General features: G+C 42.3%; 19 protein-coding genes. 11 read left to right on the top strand and 8 right to left on the bottom strand.

The genetic code is table 11. From position 1 onward, the window contains the following. Positions 1 to 289: 289 nt before the first annotated feature. Complete coding sequence (locus C942_RS17245) at positions 290 to 574, top strand: type II toxin-antitoxin system TacA family antitoxin (protein ID WP_007468083.1); 285 nt, start codon at positions 290 to 292, stop codon at positions 572 to 574. Then, positions 571 to 849: a type II toxin-antitoxin system RelE/ParE family toxin gene (locus C942_RS17240; protein ID WP_007468081.1), complete on the top strand. Its 279-nt coding sequence runs from the start codon at positions 571 to 573 to the stop codon at positions 847 to 849. Before C942_RS17245 ends, C942_RS17240 begins: the two co-directional genes overlap by 4 nt. Positions 850 to 952: 103 nt before the next feature. Here the strand turns inward: C942_RS17240 and C942_RS17235 are convergent, their stop codons facing one another. The 3 genes from C942_RS17235 to C942_RS17225 all read right to left on the bottom strand — a co-directional run bounded on the left by C942_RS17235 (position 953) and on the right by C942_RS17225 (position 4,111). Continuing rightward, positions 953 to 1,264: a GNAT family N-acetyltransferase gene (locus tag C942_RS17235; RefSeq protein WP_007468079.1), complete on the bottom strand. Its 312-nt coding sequence runs from the start codon at positions 1,262 to 1,264 to the stop codon at positions 953 to 955. Positions 1,265 to 1,326: 62 nt separating this feature from the next. Continuing rightward, on the bottom strand, positions 1,327 to 1,662 hold the full coding sequence (locus tag C942_RS17230) for a hypothetical protein (RefSeq protein ID WP_036800807.1): 336 nt from the start codon (positions 1,660 to 1,662) through the stop codon (positions 1,327 to 1,329). 211 nt (positions 1,663 to 1,873) lie between these two features. Next, a complete protein-coding gene (locus tag C942_RS17225; RefSeq protein WP_007468078.1) occupies positions 1,874 to 4,111 on the bottom strand; it encodes a DUF6035 family protein in 2,238 nt (745 codons plus the stop codon). Positions 4,112 to 4,813: 702 nt separating this feature from the next. On the opposite strand from C942_RS17225, the gene C942_RS17220 reads away from it, so the two are divergent. Further along, positions 4,814 to 5,509: a hypothetical protein gene (locus C942_RS17220; RefSeq protein WP_007468076.1), complete on the top strand. Its 696-nt coding sequence runs from the start codon at positions 4,814 to 4,816 to the stop codon at positions 5,507 to 5,509. A gap of 141 nt (positions 5,510 to 5,650) precedes the next feature. Here the strand turns inward: C942_RS17220 and prfH are convergent, their stop codons facing one another. The 3 genes from prfH to mobI form a co-directional block, all read right to left on the bottom strand. Then, positions 5,651 to 6,265, bottom strand: a complete 615-nt coding sequence (gene prfH, locus C942_RS17215; protein WP_036800804.1) for a peptide chain release factor H — start codon at positions 6,263 to 6,265, stop codon at positions 5,651 to 5,653. Next, positions 6,262 to 7,404, bottom strand: a complete 1,143-nt coding sequence (locus C942_RS17210) for an RNA ligase RtcB family protein (RefSeq protein WP_007468072.1) — start codon at positions 7,402 to 7,404, stop codon at positions 6,262 to 6,264. The genes prfH and C942_RS17210 overlap by 4 nt, the downstream gene beginning before the upstream one ends. A 929-nt stretch (positions 7,405 to 8,333) precedes the next feature. After that, positions 8,334 to 8,594, bottom strand: a complete 261-nt coding sequence (mobI, locus tag C942_RS25770; RefSeq protein WP_036800801.1) for a conjugative transfer protein MobI(A/C) — start codon at positions 8,592 to 8,594, stop codon at positions 8,334 to 8,336. Positions 8,595 to 9,740: 1,146 nt separating this feature from the next. On the opposite strand from mobI, the gene C942_RS17200 reads away from it, so the two are divergent. The 3 genes from C942_RS17200 to C942_RS17190 all read left to right on the top strand — a co-directional run bounded on the left by C942_RS17200 (position 9,741) and on the right by C942_RS17190 (position 16,110). Further along, a complete protein-coding gene (locus C942_RS17200) occupies positions 9,741 to 11,006 on the top strand; it encodes an SIR2 family anti-phage-associated protein (RefSeq protein ID WP_007468069.1) in 1,266 nt (421 codons plus the stop codon). Next, positions 11,003 to 12,838 carry an anti-phage-associated helicase HerA gene (herA, locus tag C942_RS17195; RefSeq protein ID WP_007468067.1) on the top strand — a complete coding sequence of 612 codons (1,836 nt, stop codon included), beginning with the start codon at positions 11,003 to 11,005 and terminating at the stop codon, positions 12,836 to 12,838. Before C942_RS17200 ends, herA begins: the two co-directional genes overlap by 4 nt. Before the next feature lie 1,301 nt (positions 12,839 to 14,139). Beyond that, complete coding sequence (locus C942_RS17190) at positions 14,140 to 16,110, top strand: hypothetical protein (RefSeq protein WP_007468063.1); 1,971 nt, start codon at positions 14,140 to 14,142, stop codon at positions 16,108 to 16,110. A gap of 113 nt (positions 16,111 to 16,223) precedes the next feature. On the opposite strand, the gene C942_RS24760 is transcribed toward C942_RS17190, so the two are convergent. Further along, positions 16,224 to 16,502, bottom strand: a complete 279-nt coding sequence (locus tag C942_RS24760) for a ParB family protein (RefSeq protein ID WP_269744769.1) — start codon at positions 16,500 to 16,502, stop codon at positions 16,224 to 16,226. A 444-nt stretch (positions 16,503 to 16,946) separates the two neighbouring features. On the opposite strand from C942_RS24760, the gene C942_RS17180 reads away from it, so the two are divergent. Both C942_RS17180 and C942_RS17175 read left to right on the top strand, forming a co-directional pair. Beyond that, the gene (locus C942_RS17180; protein ID WP_007468059.1) at positions 16,947 to 17,603 is read left to right on the top strand and encodes a S24/S26 family peptidase; all 657 of its coding nucleotides are present in this window, start codon (positions 16,947 to 16,949) and stop codon (positions 17,601 to 17,603) included. Further along, on the top strand, positions 17,591 to 18,859 hold the full coding sequence (locus tag C942_RS17175; RefSeq protein ID WP_007468057.1) for a Y-family DNA polymerase: 1,269 nt from the start codon (positions 17,591 to 17,593) through the stop codon (positions 18,857 to 18,859). The genes C942_RS17180 and C942_RS17175 overlap by 13 nt, the downstream gene beginning before the upstream one ends. A 146-nt stretch (positions 18,860 to 19,005) precedes the next feature. Here the strand turns inward: C942_RS17175 and C942_RS17170 are convergent, their stop codons facing one another. Further along, positions 19,006 to 19,926, bottom strand: a complete 921-nt coding sequence (locus C942_RS17170) for a LysR family transcriptional regulator (protein WP_007468055.1) — start codon at positions 19,924 to 19,926, stop codon at positions 19,006 to 19,008. 121 nt (positions 19,927 to 20,047) lie between these two features. On the opposite strand from C942_RS17170, the gene C942_RS17165 reads away from it, so the two are divergent. The 3 genes from C942_RS17165 (at position 20,048) to C942_RS17155 (ending at position 22,907) form a co-directional block, all read left to right on the top strand. Beyond that, positions 20,048 to 20,716 (top strand): SDR family oxidoreductase, encoded by a 669-nt coding sequence (locus C942_RS17165; protein WP_007468053.1) that lies wholly within the window; start codon positions 20,048 to 20,050, stop codon positions 20,714 to 20,716. A gap of 80 nt (positions 20,717 to 20,796) precedes the next feature. Then, the gene (locus tag C942_RS17160; protein WP_007468050.1) at positions 20,797 to 21,321 is read left to right on the top strand and encodes an ester cyclase; all 525 of its coding nucleotides are present in this window, start codon (positions 20,797 to 20,799) and stop codon (positions 21,319 to 21,321) included. A gap of 320 nt (positions 21,322 to 21,641) precedes the next feature. Beyond that, positions 21,642 to 22,907 carry a hypothetical protein gene (locus tag C942_RS17155; protein WP_007468048.1) on the top strand — a complete coding sequence of 422 codons (1,266 nt, stop codon included), beginning with the start codon at positions 21,642 to 21,644 and terminating at the stop codon, positions 22,905 to 22,907. Positions 22,908 to 22,969: the final 62 nt, after the last annotated feature.

Below are 22,969 nucleotides of genomic sequence, written 5' to 3'. Positions count from 1 at the left end.
TCTCTATCCCGTGCTTTTTCCTTAGTTGGGCTGCGATTTGAACTTGACCCAGATGTGGATTTTCCAGTGAGAAGGTGATAACCGTCTCGTTGGATTAAAGAAAGTATGGGTAACACCCGATTAAGGTGTGAGGCATGCAATACCCAAGCCTCCGCATACCACCTTAATCACTAAAACCAACGCATAGTAAAAATGCCACACGTGCCGAATCACTCTTAAATTGTTTGTTAGTTGCCCATCTCAAAAGCTAGTGCTAACATTTGTACACACACCAACAAAGGAATACATAATGGACACTAGAATTCAATTTCGTGTTGATGAGGAAACAAAACGCCTAGCTCAACAAATGGCTGAAAGCCAAGGTCGCACACTGAGTGATGCTTGCCGTGAACTTACGGAACAACTCGCTGAACAACAAAGAAAAACATTATCTCACGATGCATGGCTAACTGAACAAGTAAACCTAGCATTTGAGAAGTTTGACTCAGGAAAAGCAGTTTTCGTTGAGCACCAAACTGCTAAATCTCGAATGGAAGAGCGAAAAGCCAGGATCCGCAATCGAGGTAAGCAATGATTTTATGGGAAGAAGATTCACTTAATGACCGCGAAAAAATCTTTGAATTTCTCTATGATTTCAACCGTGATGTCGCAGAGAAAACTGACAGCCTCATCGAAGCAAAAGTAGAAAACTTACTAGAGCAACCTCTTATGGGAGTACAACGAGATGGTATCCGCGGACGATTGCTCATTATTCCTGAGATTTCAATGATCGTATCGTACTGGGTTAAAGGCGATATCATCCGAATTATGCGTGTACTCCACCAGAAACAAAAATTCCCTATGGATTAATTACTCCATCTGGGGACCACCTTACCTAAACCATTGTGCCATTCACACTAAACTTACCTAGAATGAAAATGCCAAGCGTTGAGAATCACTCTTAAATGCTTTGTTATATTTGTTTTGCCAGTTCGACAAATTCTTCAGTAGCTTGATTACGCTTATAACCGAGCTTATGATAATAACTAACAAGCTTCTCATGTCGTCCGTCTTGTGAAGAACATACAGTTACATAAAGGAAAGTATTCTGTTGAGCATAGTTTTGCTCAACATATTGGATTAGGCTCTTACCAATTTGATTCCCTTTGTTTCCTTTAGCGACGTAAACTAAATCTATTACATTTTTTCCTTGCTGTTCACCAGCTAAAGCAAATCCAACACTTTCATTAGATTCTGAGTTAATGGCGATACAAGCAAAGCACACTGAACTTCATACCAAAACCACCGAGTGCTACGGCTTACCATGATTACTTGTTATGCTTGCAATCATATCGTGCAATTTACATTTTTAGAGTAACTATAGGCACTTTTGACTGCGTTTTTCTTGATATAGTGCTCCATGTTTCTCTTTCTCGATGCGTCATTCGAACCATTAATCCCTGTTGGCTCTGAAATTAAATAACCATATGGGCAAAGTTCATTAATCTTTTCCTCGAAAACACTATCGATTTCATTATTTGAGCTCGTTAGTTTCTTTTCACTAATAGCTATCAAATTGTAGCTGTTATCACTAACTTCATAGCTGTGCACCTCTATTGGTGCAACCTGGCTAGAAGTACACCCTGTCAAAAGTATCAAACTAATCAAAGCTGAAAGTTTCATTTTTCTCCTTAGAACATAATAAAGTATTAGGCTGCATGCCTGCTTTCACGTACCTACCGTACTGGTACTTAAGTGCAAAATACCCATAAAAACTAGACCATCTCAAACAATTGAAGATGGTAAGAGGTGCTTCATCAAGACGGGTGCCCATGCGAGCAAACGATGGAACGCGTCGCACCATCACCCGGCGGGAGCCAAAAGCAACAATGCGTCAGGTGATAGGCTCGAAGGAAGAGCTGTTCCGTATCTCTTCATAACTCTTAAATACCTTACATAACCAATCCAACTGCTTGCCATAACGCTTATAAAACAATCTTTTAATATCAATTTCTTTTGCGTCTGTTTGAAATGATGAGGCATAGAGATCAAAGTCTTCTAATACTTTTTTCGCAGCCAGACAGTCATCTTCATCATAGCTATACCCTTCTCGGCTAACCTTGCTGAAGATGTCGGTCAGAGCCTTACAGATGGAGTCAAAAAAAATCGTGGCAGCCTCTTGCGCCAGACCCACATAGCTATTCCGGAGGAGTGGCAGATATTGCAGAGACTCATCCTTACAGCCAAGCAGTGTGGTTATCGCCACTGGCATACCTTCCGAGCACTGAACAAGCAGAGGAAGAGTATTATCGTAGTCAGTATTTCTGTCCCACACTGAAAACTTAGCAAAGTCCTCCCGGCCTTTAGCCTGATAACGACGCACCATTGTTGTCATTAAGTTATTGGCCTGCTGCCTGAGGCCGGCAATCATCAGTGAATCATTCATCCCGAGAACCTCATCCAATAAACCCGGTCTCAACTCGGATTTTGTCAACTCTGCAGCCAGACGACAGTAAGCAAGATAGGCAGCGTGGTTATCGAACGCAGGAAGTATTTTTTCCAGTAGTGACTGCAACTCCACTTCTTGAAATGCTTTTGTATAACGGATTAGCGACATTACTCGCTTCCGGCTATCAGATAGCCACTGATCCGATTGCTGATGTGCCAGAGCCAGTTGGAGCGAGTCAGTATATTCAATAATGTAACGGTGATGACAGTTATTACAGACAGACTTCAGCCGACTTGCCGCCTCATCCAGCTCAAGCAATTTCAACTGTCTGAAGAGCTGCCGTCCTTGGTCACTCAACTTACTCTTTGGATCCAGCGTGTTTCCCCGGATTTGCTTAACAAATACCCGAGCCTTTTCCTTCAACTCCTGCTGCTGTACCTCTTTGGCTGCTTTCTCACAGAGGTAACTGTCTATAACAGACTGCACTTTGCTTTCTGCCCTTGCTATAACCAACCGGATCCGCAATGTCCGTGGGACAGGAAAAACATTCAGCTTATCCCCACTGCATTGCTTCAGTAATTCTCGGCATTGTTCGACAAGAACATCATTCATCGGCACCCGGCGGAGCAAACGGCGAAGCTGGCTGAGATCCCGACGGATGCTACTGAGCACAGACGCCTGTTGCTGGCGTTGCTCCTCTTCTTCCTGCCGGGCAAGAATCTCCCGGGCAGCATCCAGATGAGTTTTAGCCTGCTGCAACTGAACCGCCGTCATAACCCCGAACGGTAATCTTTCCTTAGGAGAAAGAGACAGCGAATGCATACTCATGATTTGGCGCTGATAAGTGATATCGATAGCTCCAATCGTCTCATCGACCTTGAAGTGCGGGTAGACCACCTCCAAATGCAGAGCCCCCTCAGATTCACTCTGGCTGATAGCAGCTTCAGATAACACAAATGCATTAAACTGAGCACCGTCCTGCCCTAACCTTTCTGGCGGCAAATCTTCGCAGTAATTAGCACCATAGAGCAACAGATGAAATGTCGAACGATTCTTCTCCTGACAATCAGGGCTGAACAGCCAGACCAAGTTGTATCCCAACTGACGGTAGAAGCGCTGACGAGCAAGGGCGGTTTCAGGGTTCAACCACCAACGGGTCAGTTCAAAGACCCAGTGATTACCATCCTTATCGCAACAGTAAATATCTGGCTTGCGGTGGGTATTAATCTCGTGGTCTCGCTTGAAGATATAAGGCTGCATTGCCACTGAGTCCGCATCAATACGCGGATCGCCGGACAAAATCTCCGCCACTTTTTCCTTATGACTGAGATGCCAGTCCCCCTCACCACGAAAGACTTCATTGTATAACTTACGCTGCTCACGATCAGGATGACAAAAAGGACAGTCTTCAACTTTCTGCTTATGCTCGAGGGATTTTGTAAAGTGACGGAAGTGAAGGCACTGCGAACCTTTACCTTCATGTGTCCCCCCAGCTAAATGTACGGGTACCAGGCAGTGCGCACAACGGTAACGGTTATTATCTTCTGCGATTTCCTGACGGGTAATCCCGTTAGTTAAATCTGAACCTTTTTTGATTTGTTCTATTAATCGACGGGCCAAGATAGGACGGGTATGAGTACTCAACAATATCTCCCAACCGTTATGATCACTGCGATAACTCATCCCCCCTCCCGGTAAGCGCAACTTAATAATATCAAAAATTTACAGCCTGCCTGTATATTTAACCCAGCGCGCCTTGCAACTCAAGTGATTGCATATTAAGACTTACCTGCCTACCCGATCCGTATCAAGTTATGAGCTTCAGCGCCAAAATTTATTTCGAATAAGGCCCGGAACAACAAAAATAACGTGACACCGTCACTATAAGAGTTCGACTGGCGGTCTCTTCCTCTCAGAAAGACGCTCAAAGAAGACCCATGACTTTCAGATTACTGAGGTTGCCAACATCGTAGAAGAGACCATCAAGCAGGGTATTTCATACTTTCAGCGGCTGAATCTAGTTGGCTGTAAACATGCTCGTTCTCCTTTTCTCATTCACATAAAATGAAATTCAGGCCCTTGTTCCTAAAGCGGCTCTCTAAAGAGAAAGAACTTAGATCAGATTATGCGGTCTCTCAGTTACTCCCAGGACAGACAGCCCACCGCTTGCCGGGCAATAACCCACAGATTGTCGCGGTTCTGCCTTCAGATTAACTATTTTCCTCTATTGTTCGCCCTTTTATATCAACTGATTTGATATTGCCCATATGGGCACTAAATTGTATATGCCGATTGGATATTTTGCCGTTTTCCTGAAGTAAAGGTCGATGTACTAACGCTACATCCAGAACATTTATCTGAACAATCAAATAAAAGGAAACAAAAATGGCCAGTGCATTACATGAGTTGCAAGAAACTCTGCTTAACCTCAAAAGCTCAGTAAACCTTTGGACAAGCAGCCTTAACAAAGCCGTTGTTACGTCCTCAAATACTGTAATGATTGATGAAAAAACAGTACTGAACAGTAACCTTGGCGGTCTGGGAGCCTTTGTTGGTGTATGGGAAGGACTGAGTGCGCCAAAATCGATGAACGAAATTGTTGGTTTGACATACCTAGACGGAGTATCTCAAGGGCAGTTTGCCAATAAAACAATCGAAACCAATCATGCCGGTGTCAATTTATTAGATGGCCTTTACAGCATTGGGCTGTTTATGCGCCAAAATGACGTTACTTCTCTGGTCGCCACCGCCATATTAAATCAGTCCACCCCGCTGAACTATCAGTCGACCTCTGTCTTTGTTCAAAACGCGACAACACAAAATATTAGCGTGAGATACCAGATACCTGAAAATCTTTCACCACAGTCACGTTCTGACTGGATTTACCTGTTTAAAGGTGATCAACCTGTAATGAATAACAGCGATTACTTACGCCATGTCAGCGTTGGTTCTTCTCCTGCAGGAGTGCTTAATATTCAAGTAGACGATATCGTTCTCAAACCAGGCAGTTATATTGTGCAATACAATCCTGGTCACTCATTAGCAACAGTGGGTGCCGCCTACTCGTTTGTTATTGAATAATCAGCTGTATTACAGTTGCTGAAAAGTGACACACCAAAATTAGCCGCACATCGGATAGAGCAGAGAACTATCAAATATTCGATTGCGAACATTATTGCACTAATAATTAAGCCGGCGATGTATACCGCCGGCTAATCAACTTTACGCTTCCTTGAACCTCTCCCCTTTAAATACTCGGACAGGATTTCCGCGTTCGAGCTGCAAGTGTGCCAGCCAACGCTCTTGGGCTTGAGCACTGACCTGCTTCTCCCTTAACTCAGCCAACTTGTGAGCCAGTAATGCCTTCGCAAGACGCTTATTCGCATGCTGACTGCGCTCCGTCTGAACCTTGACACTAATACCTGTCGCTAAGTGCGTCGCATGCACTGCTGAGTTGGTTTTGTTCACATGCTGCCCACCTGCACCGCTGGAACGGCACGCCTGGAAGGTAACTTCGCTATCTAAAACAGCGTCAGCGTCTTCGAATAAACGACAGCTGATAAACCAGTTCTTACGACCATGCTTAGGTCTCAGTGGACTTTTACAGACCCACAATACAGACCCAACCCAACGCGTTGTAAGAGTTGTTGAAGCATCGCCATCAAGCCCAACCAGGACTGAACGCATGGAGCCTTTCACCGGCCCTTCAAGAGCCTCCAACACCGTTATTGTCACCTTTTGCTGTATCGCTTCCTTCTCAAGCTGTCTTAGCGCCTGCTGAACAGCCAAACAGCATTCTGCTGGACCTTGCCCAGCACTGAGTTGCAACATCATCATCCCTGCGTCCCTCTCGTCTTGTAGGTCAACACAGGACGAAATCGGGCGACAATATCGATTAACCCAGCCTCGCTCATCGCACTGATCACGTTGTCGATAGATTTGTACGCCTGAGGCGCTTCCTCGTACATCAGCTCACGACTGCCGCAGATAACACGACCACCCAGCTCAGTACGCTTCATCTGCTCCACCGTGTACTTACACGATAGCCGCGCCTTGCAGCCACTGCGGATCCACTTACGCCCGGTGCCATGAGCCAGAGAACATAAGCTGGTGTCACTAGGTCGGGCTTGCACCAAATAGCTGTAATCACCACGAGAGCCAGGGATCATCACCATCCCTTGCTCTGCAGGTGTCGCCCCCTTACGGTGAACCCAACCTGAGCCAAGTGAATACGGCTCAACAAGGTTATGATTCACGTCCAGAACCATTTCACCACGAGTCTTTAGGTTTGATAAAAGCCTTCTGGCAATGAACTCACGATTAAGCTCAGCAAAGCGCAAAGCATGATTGTGACGCTCCACATACTCATGGAAAGCGTCCGAGCCAACATCCAGCCCTTTATGAGAATACTTATCTACATGCTGCCTGAGGATCTGCTCACCTAACCCACGTGAGCCGCTGTGTACCAGCAAACAGAGATGTTTAACACTCAGGTTTACCGCAGCGAGTTGCTCCGGCATATAGACTTCGTCAACCATTTGTAGCTCAGCGAAGTGATTACCCCCACCAATGGTTCCCAGTGCCGAATCAAACACACCAGGCATAACCTGCTTGTCTTGTTGGCGCTTCCTGACCATCTCTTGCCAGTCATCGCCTAAAGGCTGATCGATATTGCCCAATTGCTTTTCGAGCTTATCCAGCTTGATTTTGTGCACAGCTAGATCCGTAGACCAAACAGCCATACCACAGCCAATATCATTGCCTACTAGAGCCGGATAGATATACCCCTCACTCAAGAAAGCTGCACCGATCGGATAACCGCGCCCGGGATGCAAGTCAGGCATTCCCACAGCTCGGATCACACCAGAAAGTTCAGAGGTTTTGATTAATTGTTGGATCGCATCGCTTTCGATCCAGGTGTCCCCGCGTGCAACCAAAGAGGCTCGCGCAGAAACGTTTTGAATACAGTTGCCCATAGTCCAATTCCATACAGAATTTGAATAGATATATGTGGATAGACAAGCCTAAGGCTGGGCAACAAACAGAGAGGTTGGATTAACCCAGACGAGGCTTGTAAGAAGATTTATTACGTCGCATTGTCGTTCTCCTTATCAAGTTGAGTGAATATTAGTCGGGCGGATACTAACGTAATTGCAGTTGTTATGCAAACACCAACCACGGGCCTGAAGAGCTTACCAGCGGAGGTAAACAAAGTGTGTTTGAAACTTTCTCGGTACAAACTACCAAGCTACGCATAAAACTTAAAACAGGACAAAGGCGACTTAGAGTAGGTTGTCAGATCTAGTCGTGTTGTTAGTTTGTAATTGCTATCTACAACCGCATAAATCGAATACTTCTTAAATCGAATACTTCTCATCCAGATGCACTTTTCGGAATCTCCACATATTGCGTTCCGGCATGTAATTAACTTAAATTCATTTGCTTTCGTCATGCCAAACCCATTCAACATTAGAGTTTTTCTGGTTTTATGTCGGGTTTGGCTGAATGTACGACCAAATCATCCTTCAGATACTCCCCCAAACGCTGCCTGACGACTTTAAACTGTTTAGGTTACAGGTCACTAAAATATAATACCGGAAAGCACCAGAGGCTTTTTAGGGCGCTTCAGCGCCACATGGAAAATCTTTAATTCCTCCTGCGTCAGTTAACCATTGACTATACGTTCGATACGGACTTCCTTTTAAGTGTTAAAATCTCACAATAAATTTTGAAGTGTTTAAGCGAATTGTTGCTTGTAGTCGCTGATGGACATTTTGTTGACTTCTACCCGCTCGTAAATATTTACGTGTTCAAACTCAACACCTTCAGTCTTTGTCAATTCAGTTAACACTTTGTGCATAAGGCCAAGTTTTTTCAGCTTCATCCTATTGGTTGAAAGGCTTCTTCAATACGCATTGATAATTTCCAGCTCCCATTCACCAGCACACTTAAAATCACCACGTTTGTATCCTGATTTGGATTTTGGTTGTGGGACAGTCTTCAATAACCTGTGACGCCTCCCTGACTGAACTACCCACTTGATTTGATGCCACCTGATTGAAAAGTTATAACGTGGAAAAATCACCTGTAATTCATACGTGGTTTTCTCCGACGAATCGACCTTTCTTTGTGAACGTACAACTCCCCTTTTCGCAACATCCCTCATCCCCGCCTTCTATAACATGGATGTAAAACGAAATTCTTCATCAATTAAATCGTAAATATTTTTTTGTAGCTACGCGATTTTTTCCATCACTAAAATCCTCCCTCTAGCAGTTTAATAAATAACACTACTAGTCTACTGAAGTGACAAATGACCACCTATTTGTCTCTAACAAAAAGCAGCAACTCTATTTGTCTCTTAGAAAATGACGAGTCTATTTGTCTCTAGCTATATATTAAAAATGTAGTTTGTTTTTTTGACGATAAAATGCCAAATTTCTTCAAAAAAATGAGGCTTTATTATGGATATAGCGACAAACAATTAAGCTAACAACTCAACCATACTAACCAATTTTAACCATTGGAGGTGTGTTACATTTCAATATAATCGCAAAGAAACACATTCAATAAAACACCCTTCTGAATTTTTCTCTTCTGAATTTTTCTCTTCTGAAAGTTAACATTACAGTAATCACAGGGTGAAAAAAATTGTTAACTTAGCCAGCGAATTAAATACAGGCTAGATTCAATCGTTATATTAGCATTTTACAAATTCTGCATTGGGTGGTTTTAAACAGCACTCAATTAAAAATAAAGCTTGGAGATTTAGCATCTACGATTGCATTAAAGATGTTGGCATTATTGATTTTACCACCGTGAAATCAATAACATTACGTAAATCAAGTTCAAAAAAACACTACAATATGCGTTGGATTTAAATACATTATCATTGGTTAATAATAGCAAAATGCAATACGACCTAACTGATAATTATAGCAATGAACAGTAAAATCCACAGTGAAAAGCTATAACTCTCCATTAGTTTTTATAGTTATGTCTTAGTGTACTTGCCTTCCAAGATACAGATTTTGGGTACGGATTATTTTCCTATTTATAGCGATTAGCGTTAGGAGCACCTGGCTCTGAAACTCACAATTGGACAATAGTGAGTTAGGACAACCACTTCACTCACTTGTAAAGCATAAGAATGTTTAACGACCAACCTTGCAAGCCTACACACTCATCCCATGTGTAGAAAGTACAATAAGATACTTGTCTTTCCTCAGCTCATTTGACTACGTGATTCATTGTTTTTATACACATAAAGTTGCACAATATTCTCAGTGTGTTTTTATTTGAGAATAATCAAATGAGTAACTTTATCTATCAAGGTGGTATTGCAATTTCTGAGGATGACTTTCAAAGTCATCTAGGCTCTTTATGCCAATTAGAAAACATTGGTGTTCTTCTTGGTGCTGGTGCATCCGTAGGATGTGGCGGTATGACAATGGAAGGAGTATGGCTTGATGCAATAAACTGTTCGCCTGATCTACTCGATGAATTACTTACTTTTAATCTCATAACTCAAGAAAATATTAATAATAAAGATGTAAATGTGGAGCAACTTTTAGATCAAGTAACTCAATATTTATCGGTATACAAAAAGACAACACCATTAAACATCGAAACAGATTTTGAGTCCCAACCAGTGGGCAAGCTTCAGAAAATCCTCCTTTGCTTATATCAATCAGTAACTAAAGCTGCACTACTGGTAAACCAAGAATCTTTTGGTGATGAGAAATTAGGGTCTCAAGACAAGTTCAAATATCACAGAGAACTGCTTGAAAAATTAATTTCAAATCGCCAGCCAGGTCAAGCAGCCCCGATGCTTTTCACCACCAACTATGATCTGTCATTAGAATGGGCAGCCGAAGAAATAGGCATCCAACTTGTTAATGGTTTTTCTGGACTTCATACGAGAACTTTCCAACCCCAAAATTTTGATTTGAGCTTCAGAAACGTTAATGCAAAAGGTGAAGCCAGATTTGGACACTATCATGCTTACTTGCATAAATTACATGGCTCATTGTCATGGATTCAAGAGCATAACAGTGACATTAAAGAAATCCCCTCTGCTCTGGCTAAAAGTCGCTATATTGATCCATTGCTAAATGGAGAGCCTGTTTATGACAAGCAATTCTTAATTTATCCAGGTGCGAATAAGTACCACCATACAATCGGCTTTGTATATGGCGAGATGTTTCGTCGGTTTAGTGAGTTCTTATCAAAGCCTCAAACAGCTATCATCATCAACGGATATGGTTTTGGTGACTACCATATCAATCGGATAATTCTAGGTGCACTACTAAACCCATCTTTACATATTGTTATTTTTTATCCTGAACTTGATAAAATCTCGGTAGATGCCGAAGGTTTAAGCGAACCTCAAAAGTGTATTAAAAAGCTCAAATCACTGTCATTGAATCAAATTACAATTGTTGGTGGAGGCTCATCTGCTTACTTCGATTCATTTGTTAAATACATCCCGAAACCAGTTTTATTCCCTCGAGATACTTCAACGCAAGATCTTGTAGCTGCGATCAATGATTTAGTTCAAAGTGGAAATCAGATATGAGCATTGAGACTATTGATTCTATTGGGTATGTGGTTGCTCTTGAGGGAACGAAAATTCGCGTTAACTTACTGGAAGGACATAAAGGTCAATTAGCATCTCACCGACGCGGTATAAGTTCTGTTTCTCAGCCAGGTGATTTAATTGGATTAGATGCAGGTACTAATCTTGTGATTGCCAGAGTTACAGACATGGCATTTGTTGATCCTGATAAAGCCCACTCTTCTAATGTGGGGACGATGAATGTAATTGACACTCCTTTAAGGCAACTCATAGCGTATTCCATCGGCTATGTATGTCAGGATGGCGATAATCGAAAATTTATTTCTGAGAGTTGGAAGCTACCTACGCTAGGCGCGAAAGCTATTCCACTATCGAGCGACTACCTAGAAAGTATCTATGGTGTGAATGAAGATGAAAAGAATTCCACTGTTGAGCTAGGTCGAGATTCTAGAACCAAAACAACGAAAATTAATGTAGGCATCAACTCGCTACTTTCTAGACATCTTGCCGTGCTAGGCAGTACAGGTTATGGAAAATCAAATTTCAATGCTTTGTTGTCACAAAGAATTCGTGGAAAATTCAAAAGTTCTAGAATCGTTATATTCGATATAAATGGCGAATATGCTGATGCTTTTATTGGGCAAACACGAGTTAAGGAGACAATCTTAGGAAGTGTTCCACCTTCTCCCGCTAAATTATTCTCGCCTTTAGCAGTACCACCTCCGCCCCCCGAGGTTTTTGACGGTAAACACCCTGTTTATCATCGAATCCCCTATCAAGCATTTGGCTATGCTGGATTAATCAAGTTACTAAGACCAAGCGATAAAACGCAACTACCTGCACTACGAAATGCATTGAAATCACTCCATATGGTTTGTGCAGACTCTAATAGCTCCATATGGACTGGAGAAACCATATCACCTTCAACCACTCAAACTTGGTTCGAACTAGTTGATGATTGTCGGCAAGACGGGCAAGAGCAATTAAGCCTGTGGCTGAAAAAGTTGAGAAGTAACGCAATACCCCCCTTTCAAAAATGGCCTCCATTTAAGTCACTAGCTAACCTCGTCGCAGAGTTCGGCTGCCAAGCATTCACACCTAACGGCGCAAGTAAAAGGGATGCTTTTAGCTATGGTAACGTATTACCATTAGTTAAGATTATTCAACAACTCGCCGATGACCCACGCTTTAATAATGTAGTTAACCTATCAGGTGACCAAGCTATCAACAATCCTGCAAGTATGTGGCAAGAAGAAGTTGAAAAAGAAGTCGATTATATTTTTGGTAAAAAAGTGGGGGAAGCACAAGATTGGGATGTCCATATCATTAATTTAAAGAACATTGCAGACGACCATGCCCCAATGATCTTAGGTTCACTTTTAGAAATGTACTCAGATGTGTTATTTCAAAGAGGTCAATACAACAATTACCCCACACTGCTTCTTTTGGAAGAAGCCCACCACTACCTTAGAGACCCTTTCGCTGAAGAAGGAACTCAGCTTAAAGCATACGAAAGACTTGCAAAAGAAGGGCGTAAATTTAATTGCTCATTGCTCGTAAGTACACAGAGACCATCAGAGTTATCTTCAACTGTTCTCGCCATGTGCTCGAACTGGATCTCTCTGCGTTTAACTAACGAGAGGGATATCAATGCATTAAGATATTCAATAGAAAACGGCAATGAACATACACTTAGTGAAATTTCAGGTTTGCCTAGAGGTGATGCTATCGGTTTCGGTTCAGCTTTCAATATCCCAATTCGCTTTTCCATTGATGAAGCTGCACCAAAACCAAAATCTTCAGATGCTGCATTTGCATCAATATGGTCATAAGTATCTCTATTGGAATATTGGCTGTAGTTGCCAGACTTAATAACAAGTCAAAATTGATTAGCATTTGTATGGCACATTAAAACTAAAAACTCGTAGTAGTTATGTCGACCTAAAACGTTTTGGGGCACTTCTGAGTTACGATGTGCCAATTGTGAAGTTTCTGGACAAAATCGTGCCAGTGATGAAGCTGGCACGAAACGGGATGAAACTGCGCCAAATTTTAGCTGTTAGAGCCATAACCGTTTGTATGGAGTCTTTTTGTTAAAATTAAAAGCTTATTGCTTACTCACTTTCACGTCTGCCTCCAGTGATAGAGTGAGTTGCGTTTAGGCTCGGAATTTTCTGTTTTTTGTTAATTTAGATTGGGCGAATGAGCTAGACAACTTTGTTGCTTGAGAGCATTGACTGCTAACGCGGTCTGAATAGACCTATAACGTTGTGATAATGGACTCTATTAGGCCCTAGAATAAACCACAGAGCGAATAACTTACGCAGTGTTTCGCCTATAGCGAGAAGGATAAAGGAAATTAGGTGATTGAAGTATAATAAAGAGAGCTTAGGTTAGTGGGCCTACCGAGGCCAAAAAGCTTGCCCCCAGTGCCAACGCTACATCAGCGACTGAAGCAACCACATATTTTGCGTACATTTTTGCTTTCCCCATATTGCTACCCTCCTTGCCCGGATTTTGGCCAGGCTCCAATGTTGTTAGTACACGATTCTTCACATAAGAACAAACGATCAACAAAGTAACGGCAGCTGAGGACAAGACAAGATGGGCAGGATTTGAACCCACACCACTAACCACTAACCTAAGCACTCGAAATCAAGATAAATATAACACGATAAACAAGATTTACAATGGGATAGCAATGATATCTATTGGTAATTAGTACAGATATGGCCACTACACCTACCTCTTATCGCTTCACCATACCACTACATAGAGCTATAAAAAGTAGCTCCCTGCTCAGAATTCACTGCGCTGCTTAGCGCATCATTCCGTTCACCTCTTTGACCAAAAATTCCCTCAACTCTGTGATTTAGTTCACATCACACTGCACAGAATAATCCATGCTTATGAGTTAATAGGCATAGTGAAAATGATACTCGCAATAAGTCGACTCAAGCTTGGGTAAAGTCAACGTTATGGCTATCACGTATGGTTCTGTCGTAAAACGAAATCACACTATCTCTAATTGGTTAGCTCATTAAGTGGACGTGATTGCTTGTCGTGAACAGCGATTTAACGCGGCTGCATTTGGTTCAAGAAACAAAACTTTTAGCTAATATAAGGGATTAACATGAAAAAATCTGTTCTGATATGTTCCAGTCTAATCGCTGCTTTATTCGTTATCTACATCAGTTTTGAAGGCGTCACGGCACTAGTTAACAAGCTAATGCCGCCTTTAGATACATACTCGGTACGAAAGGCATCAGTAGACAATAACTTGCAAAAATTAAAGGACAATCGGTTTAGTCCAGAACTTTGGGTTTCCATTTCAAAAGATGACTTTGTGGCAATTGCTGATGAAAGCATTCAAAAATCAAGAGCTATGAATAAGATACAGCAACTTGATATTGAAGGGCTGTCAGATATCTTTATCAAAGACTATAAACTGAAGCTCGTAGAGCAAGGTATTGAGATAAATATTGATGCTACTGTGACGATAGATGCTCTTGAACTTCCTGTTTATGCATATTTGAAAGGGCTTCTTACGGTCGATCCTGGCATCAACAAAATCGCTCTGCGGCCTTCAATTCACAGCTTACAATTGGAAGCTGTGAACAAATTTAGCGACCGTATTATTAGATTTAAAGGCGTAGATGAACCGGTTATCTCCTCTATATCGTCTGTACTAGATTTATTCATTGATAACATTAATGGCATGTTTTTGTCTGACCCTATACCAGTCCGGCTTGACCTTGATTTCTTCGAGCCTATCAAATGGTCTGAATTAGAAAATGTACCACCGAATATAACGGTCAGCGGTGACAGTTTAGACTTAAACCCGCAACGGGTAGACATGGCATTTATCATGACTCCCAAAAACTTAAATGTCATCGCGTCTACTGTGAGCAAGGGATCCGAGAACGCTCCATTGGAAGCCCAATCCGGTATAACTGTGGAAGATTTTTCTCAACGATATAATGAGTTAATTAGTCAGGCTGAGTTAACCCTCAAAGATAAATTTGGGCTCACAAAGCAACTGAGATCAAGTACTACTATTGCAGCTATCGAGAAAAGGGCTGTGTCAGGCTTGATTAACAGAAATCTCGCACATCTCGATTTGAAAATTGAAGCTAAACACATTCTCGATGTTAAAGATGGCTTTAAGGAGAAAGTCAGAATTGCTGACCGCCTAGAACTTCCTAACTGCTCTGGACTGCGTAGACCTTTTGAAGGGGATAGTTGCGACTATTCCTGCAGTTATTCTAGTATGTGCGATGGATACGATTGTGGATGGCGCCATCCTGACGAATGCATTGCAGAGGCTGCATGCAAAGCAGAAAGAGAAACAAGAAGAATCAATTGTCAACGCCGTAAAGCCCAATGTAAAGTTGATAGGGAGTCGAAAAGAGTAATTAATGACACAGAAAATGAGATACGCGTTGCAAAATGCAAGACAATCCGAGAAACAATACGTATCGGAGATCAAGCACTAGAGGTTGTAGAAGTTAAAGGGCATTACAAGATAGAAAACAGTCAAATTGTGGCAAATCTTAGAAGCTTAGCTGTATCAGATGCATTAACAAAAGCAACTATACATGGTGCGATTCAAGTATCAGTCGATAGCAACCTTGACGTAGATGTAAATCCCGAGGGCCTAGGGCATATCGCTTGCGTGTTCAACTTCAACCAAGAACTAGATACTCATGCGGAATATAACAACCCGAGCCAACTTGTAGTTGGCGACATGTCGTTTGTGAATAGCGCAAATAAGTTAAAGCTGGTGATTACGACTAGAGAGTTGGAGCTTCAGGACATAGAGCTGAGTCCTGCTCCTTATAAACAACTGGTAACTGACCCCAAATTTGCGCTTAACTGCAGCTTCCTAACTATGGCCATGCCTGTTTTAGCTGGCGCTGATCTGTTGAACAAGGAGTTAATCACAAAAGGCGATCCAAATAACGAGCTTCAAACTATGTTTGGGCGGGCAAATTACACAGTCGAAAGTGAGGAGTTATCAATATCTATTAAACCGATAGAGTTAGGTATGGATCGCTCTCTTTCACCTAGTGTTGGCGAGAAAGCTATATACTTTACTCTATAGTGAGCAAGGCTAGTACCAGTAGATAACTATTAAACCAAATATGTACCTATCAAAAAGGGAGCCCAAAGGCTCCCTTGATTACTAATAACTTATTTTGTTGATAGTAGGAAAATTCAGGTATTGTGCTTCCCAATCACCCGATCCAATTCATTCAGCATCGCTCTAGGCAAACGACCAGACTCATACGAGAAATTCCGTCCCTTCACCCGTTTGCGGACATAAACGCCTTTGGTCTCAAAGTCTGCGATAGGGGTGTCCAAAGCCTTGTCGCTATCCTTCTTCGCCGCGGCAATTTTCAGCTCGCATTTCACAGCGTTGATCAGGGCATCCTTTTGCTCATCGTAGCTCTGTTCAGGCTGAACATTGACAGAGGCAACGCTGATTTTCTTGATGAAAGCCGTCAGGCCTTTGCTGTCTATCTAACACTCATGTCCCGAGTCATTAGGTATAGTAAGTCAATACGCGATGAACAACATACGAGTCATACGAGTGAGTCTTTACTCTAACTAGAAAAGGGGCATAAACGTGCGAGGTGAAGTTAACCATTCGTAAACCAGATAAATACATCATGTGCTCGAGCATCAATTCGCAGCAATGTACTTAAGGTTTTACGAAGTAGATGGCGCCTTTTACAATTTCTAGCTCTTCTGCTTACTCCGCGTGTTGCCGCTTCAGCTTGGCGACTTCAGCTACTCACTCAGTTTTCAGCGGCTATTAACCTCCTGCAAAGCCAGCAATTCTGATGAATTACCAACCAAACGAAATAGCCTATGGTTGTCAGGATTCATCACTAGCGCTAACATATACTGTATACATAAACAGTATCGGTACATTCAATGTCTGGTTTCACAGGGTTTGAGAACCCAACAACCCCATATCGAGAAAAACCACTGAATTTGGGTGATATTATCCTGCGCCCTGCATCTACGTTCATCTATCAAAAAGCTCATTCCGATAGATCGGTCCTTGTTCGTAAAGATGACTGGGTGGTGGTTGATGCGTCCATGAAACCGGAATCGACGGATTTAGTCTTGGCTGAACAATATGGCGAGCAATCAATTGTACCTTTAGCCAAAATCCATAACATCCAATCAGAATTAACCGTGATAGGTACCGCCACAGCCATTATCCGTCACCACCGCCCTGCTCCACCGCTACCTAAAGGTAAACTGCAGCAAGAACTTCATGCCGCACTTATTCCCATGCCGGCCGCCGCTTTTTTATCAAAAGCAAATGGTTCACGGATGGCTGGTTTAGGAGTAAGGGACAACTCATTGCTTATAGTCCGCCGTGATGTTGATTATCAGCAAGGTGATCTAGCGGTCGTATATGCCGACAATGCATTTCAATGCCGCCTGCTGAACTTATCAAATGGCACACTCGATGACGGTTTGGGTATCCAAACACCAATTACAGGACCACTGGCTATCGAAGGGGTTGTTACAGCTTCAATCTCGTTTCAGCGACAAGTGATCCCACAATGGCAGGCTTAATAGCCATCCTAGATGGTACCCGCTTCTATGCCTCAGCCAGTGGTATTCTGCACCCTGAATACCGCGAAAAGCCGGTAGTTGTCACAAGTGGTAACCAAGGAATTATTATTGCAGCGAACCGGCTTGCAACGGACAAGTGTGGCCTGAAAAAATTCAAACCTGTATTTGAATACAAAGACAAAATAGATACGCTAGGCGTACAAGTACTTGAAGCCAACTTTAACCTGTTTGGATATCATTCAGAACAATTCCAATCCATAATCAAAAGCCATTTCCCAGAAAGCAGCAGTTACAGTGTCGACGAGGTGTTTTGCCAGATGCCTTGCCACATCAATGCGTTACATTATCTTCAAAAGGTTAGGCGCAATGTCTACAAGCTCACCCGCACCCCCATTGGCGCAGCGGCAAGTCACAACTGCACACTGGCTAAAGTGGCAGCCTGGGCATCAAAGAAGCAACCGGGCTATAAAGGCCTGTGCGTACTAGAGTCACTCCCAGAAATCGACCGGATACTCTCAACAATCCCAGTTGGAGATTTATGGGGTGTCGGCCGGAGAATTGACGCCCGGTTAAAGCACATGGGTATTAATAAAGCCATTGAACTCAAACATGCCGATGTAAAAAAGATGAAAAAGGAGTTCGGCAGGCCTATTACCTCATTGATTGCTGAACTGCATGGACAGCGAATCTTTAACTGGCGAAAGCCCGATGAACTACACATCAAAGACATGATCAGCAGCACCCGCAGCATCAAGGAACGACTGCATAGCGTCGAAGAATTACGACAAGCATTGGCGTACCATGTCCATGAAGTCTGTGCCAAGGCACGCAACCAACAGAGCAAAATCAAGACGATCCAGTTCTTCTGCCGAACATCACCTTACGATAATCAAAAATATTCTGGCGGCACATGCGTGAAACTGGATTATCCAAGCAGTGACACCGCAATGTTTTTGAAGTTACTCTCAGAGGCCATACCCAGACTGATACCACAGAAAGGAACGTGGATACCTTTATATAAGATAGGCGTCACCGCCCTTGAAGTGACCGATTCCAGGCATGATCAAGGCGACTTATTTGCCCCTATTGAAGACACGAGGAAAATGTCAGCGCTCGATAGCATTAACGCACTTTTTGGTAAAAACACACTATTCCTGGGCGCCAAAGGCACAGGAACCACAGGGGAAAGAATGGAGTCAGGCCAGCTCAAAAACCCTCACTCCCGATGGAGCGATGTACCCACTGTCTTTTGCTAAAAAGGAAGAGTTAACTAGAAGGCCATCACTCTATTCATAGAACAATCACTCGCAACAGCCGACCAGAGGCCTTCATCAGTGCGAATGTGCCAGGTATCGGGCGTTTAGATTAGAAAAAGTTACCGAAGCGACAATGAGGATTTGCGTTAACCGAACTTTGCAGCAAAACGTTCAATCAAGAAATCGAGGAACAAACGAAGTCGTTTCGGCTGATACTGACGGCTTAAGTATATTACGTTCAAGTTAGCCCCCGTAGAAGAAGTCGACGCGTTGAAATTCTTCATATAACCATTGAGCACCGTAACTAAGCGCTGCTGCTTGATATCCTCTTGTACGTCGAGAATCGACTTCAGCGCAATACCTGCCCCACCCAATGCCCATTGGCGAATGATCTCACCATCATCGGAGAAACGCTTTGGCACTACGGTAACCACATTATGTTGCTTTTCATCTTGGAAATGCCATGTTTTCAGCTCTTCATTGCTACGCACCATGGCTAGGCAATCATGTTCAGCTAAATCTTGTGGCGTTATTGGCATGCCTTTCTTCGCCAAGTACTGAGGAGAAGCGCACAAGACACGTCGACTGGAAGCGAGCTTACGAGAGATAAGGTTGCTGTCTACCAACTCTCCGTAGCGGATTACGATATCTAGCCCCGACTCCGCCAAATTAGATAAGTTATCGTTCAAGTATAAGTAAGGTACCACATCAGGATATTGCTCACTAAACTCCGACAATATCGGTGAGATGTATTGTTTACCAATATCTCGAGGAGCGGAAATTTTTAACGTTCCGCGTACTTCTTTCGTTCCCGTTTGGAGCAGATTTTCCGTCTCTTTGACGCTGTCAATAATTTCCAGGCAAGCTCGATAATACATACTCCCAGTTTCTGTCAAAGAAATGTGCCTTGTACTGCGATGGAGCAACTTAATCCCATAGCGATCTTCCAGCGCTTGCAGTCTTGCCGTGACAGTTGCAGGAGATAAACCTAACTCTCTACCTGCTGCTGCTAACCCTTTATTCTTAACGATACTGGCAAACATCGTCATATTAGAAAACTTGTCCACGGCCTCTCCTTTAACTTTATTATTCGGCTGAAGTGAAAAGTGAATTCGAATATCACCTAATTATCATATTCACTCAATTTAATATACTAACTTCATAAAAACGACATTAGAGAAACAAGTTATGACAGCAGAGAAAACGTCTTACGTCGTATTAGGTGGCACATCAGGCATTGGTGCTGAACTTGCCAAACAACTAGAGAGTGAAGGCACCATCGTATACGTTGCCAGTCGCAAAACAGGATTAGACATCAGTGACGAACAATCGGTGTACCACTACTTCGAAACCATCGGTACCTTCGACCACCTAATCATAACAGCAGGCTCTTATGCGCCAGCAGGCAAAGTTGTAGATGTTGACGTCTCCCAAGCGAAACACGCCTTTGATACCAAGTTCTGGGGTGCCATTAATGCCGCGAAACACGGCGCACGCTACATCAAGAAAGGCGGTTCAATCACTCTAACTTCAGGCATATTGTCACGCAAAGTCGTAGCCAACACCTACGTAAAAACAGCCATTAATGCCGCAATCGAAGCGACCACCAAAGTATTAGCAAAAGAGCTGGCTCCTATTCGTGTTAATGCCGTCAGCCCGGGGTTAACCAAAACCGAGGCCTACCAAGGCATGAATGAAGACGACAGAAATGCCATGTATGAAAGCACTCAAAATAGCTTGCCCGTAGGAAAAGTCGGCGAAGCCAGTGAAGTGGCAAAAGCATACCTGCTTCTTATTCAAAATACATATATGACAGGTGCCGTGATTGACGTCGATGGTGGCGCTCTGCTTGGCTAGCGCTTGATTGATACCCTGTATCAATGCTTGCAAAAGCTTGGTGCCAATGGATTCAAGCTAAATAAAAAAGAGACTCCCCCATGAAGAAAAACAAAATTTTAAATTCAATTCAGACCACAGCTATAGGTATCGCCATGTTAGTAGGTAGTACAGTTCAAGCTCATGAAATTACACCCGAAATTTTTGTCAGTGCCGTTCCATCAGCACATACAGAAGAAATTAAACAAGCAGCCATGAACTACGCCAAGTTTTGGGATACGGGCGACGAAATATATGCTCGTGAAGCTTTGTTTGAAAACTTTAAAGATATGACTCCGCCAGAAGGTAGAAAAGAAGGTGTTGAAGGTGTACTGGAAGCCTCTCAAAATTTCCGTAAAGCCGTACCTAATTTACATGTAGAAGTTGAGCATTTACTCATAACTGGAGACTTTGCAACGATTCGATACCGTTTTAAAGGCAACTTTAACGGCAGAATGGGAGATATTATAGGTCAGGGACAAGTTGTTGACTTTCCAGCGGTTGATATTTATGAAGTACATGACGGTAAGATCATAAAAAATTGGCATTTAGAAGACTATAATACTTTCTTTTCTCAAGTGAAATAATCTCAGCTATCAGCTCTTTTCATAATTGTCAGCAGGATCTAGATAATATTCATGTTTATGATGAGCTGAACTGTCAATTCCAGACAGTACATAAAGAATACTTGTAAGCGCACTATTATCTCTAGGCATGCTTACACTAATTTATTTAGACAGTAGAGATAATCCATATCAGCACAATATAAAACTGGTTAATCGCAATATTTAAAGCCAACAATTAATTTTTCATATAAGTACGTTGAATGAGCAATTATTCAAATATAACTTTGGATTTGAATATAAATCAGCTCTCATATTTAAATTACAATTCAAAAGGAAGAATTATGTTTAACAAAAATTTATTAGCTATATCAATAAGTGTAACCATGTTAGCTTCTCCTGTGTGGGCAAGCTCGGATTTTGATTCGACTTCTACTCGATATGAGACTCTGCAACAAAAGCTAGTTTCACAAAATAACAAACTGGAAATACGATTATTTAATGGAAGTGGAATGAATTACGGGAATGGCCACCTACCTATTAATGCTAAATTACAGGATGAGGACTCACGGTTAACATTGACTTTTGATCATGTCTATTATCGAAATGTCGATTCAATTAAGAATCTTTTGATTGCGCCAAGTGATGGTAGCAATAAGATAACAGAGCCTGAATTCAATGCGTTTCTTTACCATACCATTGCTCCGACGATCTCCTTAGTTCCTTATTCCTTTGAGGCGAATAATGCTAGAACGGAGAAATCGTCTAAAATTCCTGAGATCACATGCTATCTTGATGGTATTAAAGATGCAACTACTCAAGAATTACTTGCATTTAACTCTGATTATTCAAACGATAAGCGACTCTCTTTCACGTACGCTTGTCCTATTGATACTAATTATGTAGATAATGATACTTTCTATAATATATCGTGGAATGTGCCTAGCGATGCGATGTATAAGTTTTATAAGCCGGCTGAAAAAACACAATATCGACTCGCACTAACACGTGGCGATAGTAATTTTGCTCGCAGTGACGTTAATAATTTAACACCTCGTCTATTTATGAATATGGCTTTAAAAGATGTTGCGGTTGGCGGTGATTATACAATAATGCCTCATGCGCTTGGGCCAAATGGTATATTCAAGTTCAACATACACTTATCATCAGAAGCCGAGATAAAACAAGCTAAAACCACAATTGAGAAAATGAAAACGTCACTTGAGGCACTAGGTTATCATCCTCATGTGGAATTTGTTGATAATTGGGCGGATTCTAATGTCATTATTTATAAAACACCGCTGCCCAATGCAGAGCATCAAAACTCAATGATTCGCGGCGGGGCTCAGTGGGTAAAACTCTCTAATAGAAATGCTATGATATTTAATAGTGATTTTGATTTGAGTACGAATTTTGGTTCGTTCGTCATGTTGCATGAGCTATCGCACATCATTGGATTGGCACACCAAACAAGTGATGTCGAAAGCTTGATGGGTCAACATAACTATTTGCCGGTGATCTTAGCGCCGTCTGAAAACTCACAGCCAAACACGGTATTCTCTTATGCGGATGCTCAAGTGTTGGCGCATATTGCTCAGCAAATGCCATAAAAAAGATAGTCAAGGATGACGAACTCTAGGCTGTGTCCCGTAACTAAATTTCTATATTTGTC

It is taken from the genome of Photobacterium marinum (assembly GCF_000331515.1).
GTDB lineage: Bacteria > Pseudomonadota > Gammaproteobacteria > Enterobacterales > Vibrionaceae > Photobacterium > Photobacterium marinum.
Note: the sequence above shows the minus strand (reverse complement) of the source record. Positions and strands in the feature narration are given on the sequence as shown.